The sequence below is a fragment of the Acetatifactor aquisgranensis genome, from assembly GCF_943193215.1.
GTDB lineage: Bacteria > Bacillota > Clostridia > Lachnospirales > Lachnospiraceae > Acetatifactor > Acetatifactor aquisgranensis.
Window position 1 is genome coordinate 181,030 of record NZ_CALPDH010000007.1, and the last position, 6,000, is coordinate 187,029.

Below are 6,000 nucleotides of genomic sequence, written 5' to 3' on the forward strand. Positions count from 1 at the left end.
CATGAAGTCCTCTAATGAAGAATCTGGCCAAGATGTGCAGAATTTCTTGCGAAAAAATATGAGGGGCGCCACAGCGGCATCCCCTCATTGCATACTTCAATATCAACTCAGTTTCTCATCCCCTGAATCTGTTCAGGCAGGCGTAGAGCTCCTGGATTCTGGGCTTCGCCAGGCCGCAGGGCACGAAAGAACCGGCGAAAGGCTTCCAGCCCTCTCTTTCCCAGGCATTCCAGATGGTCTGCACCGTCTGGCGCACAGTCCTCTTTCCGTCCATGACCTGCTCCAGACCATAGCACAGCAGATGTGCCAGGGCGTTGACCTGCTCCGGATCCAGCAGCTGCTCCAGGTAGCGCACATTGACTTCCTCCCTGTCCAGGGAAAAGGATTCCAGGCCGAAGGACTTGGTCTTCATATGCTCGTGGCGGCTGTCTCCACGTCCGCCGCGGTCGCCGCCTCTGCCTCTGTTGTCATTGCCGTCTCTGCCGCCATGGTCGCCACGGCTCTCGCCGACACTGTATCCCCGGTCGCCGCCTCTGCCGTCTCTTCCGCCGCGGCCTCTTCCATCATATCCGCTTCCATCCCCCTGTCCATCGCCATCGTTTCCGCCGCTATAGCCGATATTCCTGCGCCCCGGTTCCTTGCCGTCCCATCCTCTGCCCCGTCCTTTCTGGGCTTTCCGGAAAGCCGGGAGCACCCTGTCGAACTCCGGCACCGCGAATCCCGGCGCTTTCACCCTGGGAGCGGTGTGGCCGTCGCACAGGGCCTTCACCCGGTCCGTGATGTCCACGGGGCGGTAACAGTCCATCATCAGGATATGGTCGGCGATATAGAAGAACGCGCCGGAGCTTCCGGCCACCAGTATGGTGGAGATTCCGGCTTTCTCGTAAAGCTCCCCGGCCCGCTCCAGGAAAGGCGTGATGGGCTCCTTGTCCCGGACGATGACCTGCTGCATGAACTCGTCCCGGACCATGAAGTTGGTGGCGGAGGTGTCCTCGTCAATCAGGAACAGGCGCGTCCCGGCCTCCATGCCCTCCACCACGGCTGCCGCCTGGGAGGTGGAGCCGCTGGCGTCCTCGGTGGAGAATTTCGTGGTGTCCTTTTTGTTGGGCAGGTCGTTGATGAACAGGGAGATGTCCACGTTGCGGATAGACCTGCCGTCCTCCGCCCGCAGCTTCAGGGCCGTGTCGTCGGTGATGACGAATTCCCGTCCATCTCCTTCTATGTGGTCGTATATCCCCATCTGGATGGCCTCCAGCAGGGTGGACTTCCCATGGTAGCCGCCGCCCACGATGAGGGTAATCCCCTCAGGGATGGCCATGCCGGTGACCTCGCCTTTATGGGGCAGCCTGAATGTCCTTTCCATGGACGCCGGGGACCGGAAAGGGACGCTGTCCGCCATGGGCAGGTCGGAGACGCCGCTCTTCCGGGGCAGCACGGAGCCGTTGGCCACAAAGGCCACCAGCTTTTCCTCCTTCAGAATCTGGCGGACCCTCTCCTGATCCTCCGCAAGAAAGACCGCCCGCTGTACCTTTCCGGCATCCAGTCTGGCGTAGAACAGGCTGTTCTCCACACAGCGGGGCAGGAAATCGAACAGAATCTTGTCCAGCTCGCCCGCGTTGATGGTTCGCCCGAAAGCCGGGAAGCCTACGTGGAAGCGGACAATCAGGCCGCTTTTCGTGATTTCACAGGCGCTGCGCTCCAGCACCGCCTGGCCGCAGCGGCTGATGGACAGCAGGCCGCTTTTTCCGGAGCCCTTTGCCCTGAAATTGTACTGCTCGAACTGCCTGCCCACCTGTCTGACCAGATAGTCCTGGAGGGCGATGCGGGCGCAGTCTTTTTGGTAGCAGGCCTCTGGAAATTTGGCCAGCGTGTGGGGGATTTCCACATGGAGGCTGGAGGGGGACGCGAAAGGGTCTCCCTGTACATGGTCGATGCCCAAAGTGTATCTGTCGAATTTCCACGCGCCCGCCAGAGACTTGTAGGCCGGATAGCCCTTGTGATCTATGGAACGCAGTAGGGTTCTCAGTTCGTTTTGTGTTTTCATGGTTATGTTCCTCCTGGTTCATTCTCAAAATTCATTTCCGATTTTTATCCATAAATTTTTCATGCTCCATAATCCAAATCAGCTTTTGTCGATGCAATTCACGGCAGGTCCGTTGCCTCTCATCGTATCAATGTTTCTATTCCGGAATCTATTCTAATATACAAAATCGTCCGCGTCAATATTTTGCAGATTTGAAAAAAGGGGGATCCAATTTTCAGATCCGCTTCACAGGAACCCACAAAACCTCCTTGCACGCATTGATCATAGCGGCCTGCGCCCGGAAAGTCCTGTCCTTTCCTGCATCAATTTGTCTCGGAAGCCCCGCATCCGCACCAAAGGGCTCCTGCGCTCTCTTTTTCACTTTCCCGCCTGCCCCCTTTCCAGCCTGTCCGCGATTTCTTTCAATGTACCCAGGCATTCCCCGAAAAAACTGCGATATCCCCGGCAGAAGTAGCTGCGGTAACCCCCTTCGTCCGGATAGTATATCCTGCTCCGCTGACACCCGCCCCGGCAGACCCGGTAATATCCACAGTCCCTGCAGACCCGGGAAATCTTCCCGGATTCCTCCACGAACATGATTTCCCGCCGCCTGGCGTCTATGTCGTCCAGACGGTCTGTGTTGAAATTGCCCAGCCGGTACCGATCCATCACATAGAAATCACAGGGGTACACGCTGCCGTCCGCCTCCACCACCATCTGCATCCCGCAGATTCCACGCTGTTCGCAGGCTTCCGGGATGCGCCCCATCAGAATCGACACATAATTCTCAAACTTGCGGTTGTACGGCACCTTTCCCCGCTTCAGGTCCTCATACCACAGCCCGAACAGCTCCACCATGAACTGCCCGAACGCCTCCGGCGTCAGTGAATAGGGCTCTTTGCCCCACTCCTTCCCCAAAGGATCCAGGCACTCGATGTACTGCTGGTATTTCCATCCCATGGAATCATAGAAGCGGTATATCTCCCGGATTCTGCCCGCTGTCCGGCCCGTGACCACGGTGAGGATATTGTAATCCGCCTGATGCTTCTCCAACAGCCGTACGGCCTCTGCCACCCGGTCAAAGGTAGGCCCGCCATCCGCTTTGGCATGCCGAAGGGAATCGTGGATATCCCTTGTCCCGTCCACGGATACCCCCACCAGGAAGTCGTTTTCATGAAAAAATCCGCACCATGCATCGTCCAGCGCGTATCCGTTGGTCTGAAAAGCATTGCTTACATGTACGTTATTCCGATTGTATTTGCGCTGGTATTCCATCACTTTTCTGAAAAAATCCAGCCCTCTCAGAGTGGGCTCCCCGCCCTGGAAAGCATAGCTGATATGCCCCTCCGCCCGGAGCATGGTTCTCCGTATGACGTTTTTCAGTGTATTTTCTGTCATGAAACCGTATGTTTCCCGGCTTCGGTTCTTCATCTCATCACAGTAAAAGCAGTAGTCGCACTGCATATTGCAATTGCCGGATGAGGGCTTTATCATTACGCTTAAGGGCGGCACGGTCTCTCTCCTTGTCCGGGGCGCGGCCCGTGTACAACAGCCGCATCCTGATATGCCCTCCATTATACACCAACGAAACAGCACATTCAATTTCCAAAGTGCTTTTCCTAAACAAAATCCCGTGCATTCGCCGGGAACCGCCCTGAAAGACCAAACAAGCACTTCATATCGGCGAAATTGACAGCGCCCCAAAGCTATGGTAAAGTTTCCCTGTAAATACACCCCTAAGAGGAGGCTCACAGGCCGTCATTCTCCCCTCAAAGCAGTGGGACATGGAGGAAGTCCTGAAAATCATTTCCTGACGGCCCGCCAGTCAAAAACCTGATCCAGATTCCTCTTTCACTCCAGCTCCTGGAGCGCGGTCTCCGTCTCCAGGAGCCGTTCCAGGAGGGATTCCTGATTCTGCTCCTCCGCATCCAGCTGTGTCTGCAGTTCCATCAGCTTCTCGTAATCCGATGCAAGGTCAGGATTCATCATCTGCAGCTTCAGTTCGGCCACCCGCTGCTCGCTCTCCCCAATCTGCGTCTCGTATTTCTCCCGCTGCCTGGTGAGCCGGGACTTTATTTTTCCGGGGCTGTAATAAGTCTTCTTGTCGAAGACATCCGAGATGGCAGGAGCGCTCTGCAGGGCGCGTCCTTTCGCGTCTGTCCCGGAGGAAAAGCCCGCCGCGCCGCCTTTTGCGTTTCCCCCGGCGGCAGCACCAGCCGCGCCGCCCTTTTCCGCAGCGCCCGAAAGCGCCAGTCTCTTTTCTTTCTCATGGAGATAGTCCTCGTAAGGATATGGGTACTGGGTCACTTTCCCCTCCCCGAATTCCAGAATCCCCGTGGCAATCTGCCGGATGAAATACCTGTCATGGGACACGAAGAGCACGGTTCCCTGGAAAGCCGCCAGCATCTGCTCCAGAGCCTCCTTGCCCACGATGTCCATATGGTTGGTGGGCTCGTCTAAGATCAGCAGATTCGGCCTGGTCTGGAACATCTTGCACAGCGCCAGCCGCACCCTCTCTCCGCCGGAAAGCTGCCCCATCTTCTTGTCCACATCCTCCCCGGAGAACAGGAAACTCCCCAAGGCGCCTCGGACCTGCTCTCTCTGAAGCTTCGGATACTCCTCCCAGAAATTGTCCAGCACCGTCTGTTCCGGATCCACATGGGTCTCTGTGGCCGCCTGTTGGTCAAAATATCCCCATTCCACATTGGGCCCGAAAGAGAACGCGCCGCCCAAAGGCTCCACGATGCCTGTCAGGGTCTTGAGCAGCGTGGATTTTCCGATGCCGTTCTCCCCGATGACCGCCAGCCTTTCCCCTTTCCGCAGGGTGAAAGAGACTCTGGAGAGTTCCGCCCCGTAGCCGATGCCGAGATTTTTGGCCGTCAGCACCTCCGTGTAGCTGGTGGTCCGCGGCTGGAACAGGGCGTGAAAGGCCTTTGTGTCGAAGCGCCTGGGCTTCTCTATCTTTACCATATGCTCAATCGCCATGCGCTTTGATCTGGTGGCCGATACCTTGGTGGGCGTGTTCTTCCACTTCTCGATCCATTCCGTCAGACGCTGTATCTCCTTCTGCTGGGCCTCGTAATCCTTTTCCTGCTTGGCCAGAGCCGCCTTCTTCTGTTCCACGAAAGCGGAATAGTTGCCGGGGTAGCGCCTGATTCGGTGATATTCTATCTCATAGGTCACATCGATGATCCTGTCCAGGAACATCCGGTCATGGGACACTATGACTACGGATTTGTCGTAATTTTTCAGATATGCCTCCAGCCACTCGATTGTGGGGAGGTCCAGATGGTTGGTGGGCTCGTCCAGCAGCATAATGTCCGGCCTGCTCAGCAGCAGCTTGATAAAGGCCACCTTGGTCTGCTGGCCGCCGGAAAAGCTGCCGATTGGGCGCTCTAAATCTTTCAGGGCGAAGCCGAATCTCTGGAACATGATTTCCATGTCCTGCCGCCAGGTATAGCCCCTGAGGGCCTCCATCTGCTGCTGCAGTCCGTCGTATTCCCGCAGCAGGGCATTGTCCTGGACAGACTGGAGCTGCTGCTCAATCTCTTTCATCCTGGCCTCGCAGGCGAATACGGGCTGATAAGTCTTCCTGATCTCATCCTCCACCGTAGTCTCAACCTCCGGGAAACTGATCTGGTGCAGAAAGCCGATGCGCTGTTTCCCGGCCATGGTGATGCCGCAGGTCTCGTCGCTGTCCAGGTTGTTCATATGGATGTCCCCATGAATCAGCTTCAGCAGGGTAGTCTTGCCGCAGCCGTTGCGCCCCACCACGGCAATCTTCTCATTGTCGCGGATTTCGAAATTTACGTCCTCCAGTATGGTGTCCGCGCCGTATTGCACCAGCGCATGTCTTATCTGATATCTCATGATTCCTTTCCCCTCTCTGTTTCCCCCCCGATCGAGTAGGAGGAAATTTCTCTAATTGAGAAATTTCCGACCTCTCACACCACCGTGCGTACCGTTCGGTACACGGC

Annotated in this window: 4 protein-coding genes; all 4 read right to left on the reverse strand. The window is 56.6% G+C overall.

From position 1 onward, the window contains the following. Window positions 1-115: 115 nt before the first annotated feature. Complete coding sequence (locus tag NFS35_RS08470; protein ID WP_251206690.1) at window positions 116-2,044, reverse strand: ABC-ATPase domain-containing protein; 1,929 nt, start codon at window positions 2,042-2,044, stop codon at window positions 116-118. Window positions 2,045-2,258: 214 nt separating this feature from the next. Continuing rightward, window positions 2,259-2,405: a hypothetical protein gene (locus tag NFS35_RS08475; RefSeq protein ID WP_251206691.1), complete on the reverse strand. Its 147-nt coding sequence runs from the start codon at window positions 2,403-2,405 to the stop codon at window positions 2,259-2,261. Continuing rightward, window positions 2,402-3,535: an anaerobic sulfatase maturase gene (locus tag NFS35_RS08480; protein WP_251206692.1), complete on the reverse strand. Its 1,134-nt coding sequence runs from the start codon at window positions 3,533-3,535 to the stop codon at window positions 2,402-2,404. Before NFS35_RS08480 ends, NFS35_RS08475 begins: the two co-directional genes overlap by 4 nt. Before the next feature lie 339 nt (window positions 3,536-3,874). Next, window positions 3,875-5,893 (reverse strand): ABC-F family ATP-binding cassette domain-containing protein, encoded by a 2,019-nt coding sequence (locus NFS35_RS08485; RefSeq protein ID WP_251206693.1) that lies wholly within the window; start codon window positions 5,891-5,893, stop codon window positions 3,875-3,877. Window positions 5,894-6,000: the final 107 nt, after the last annotated feature.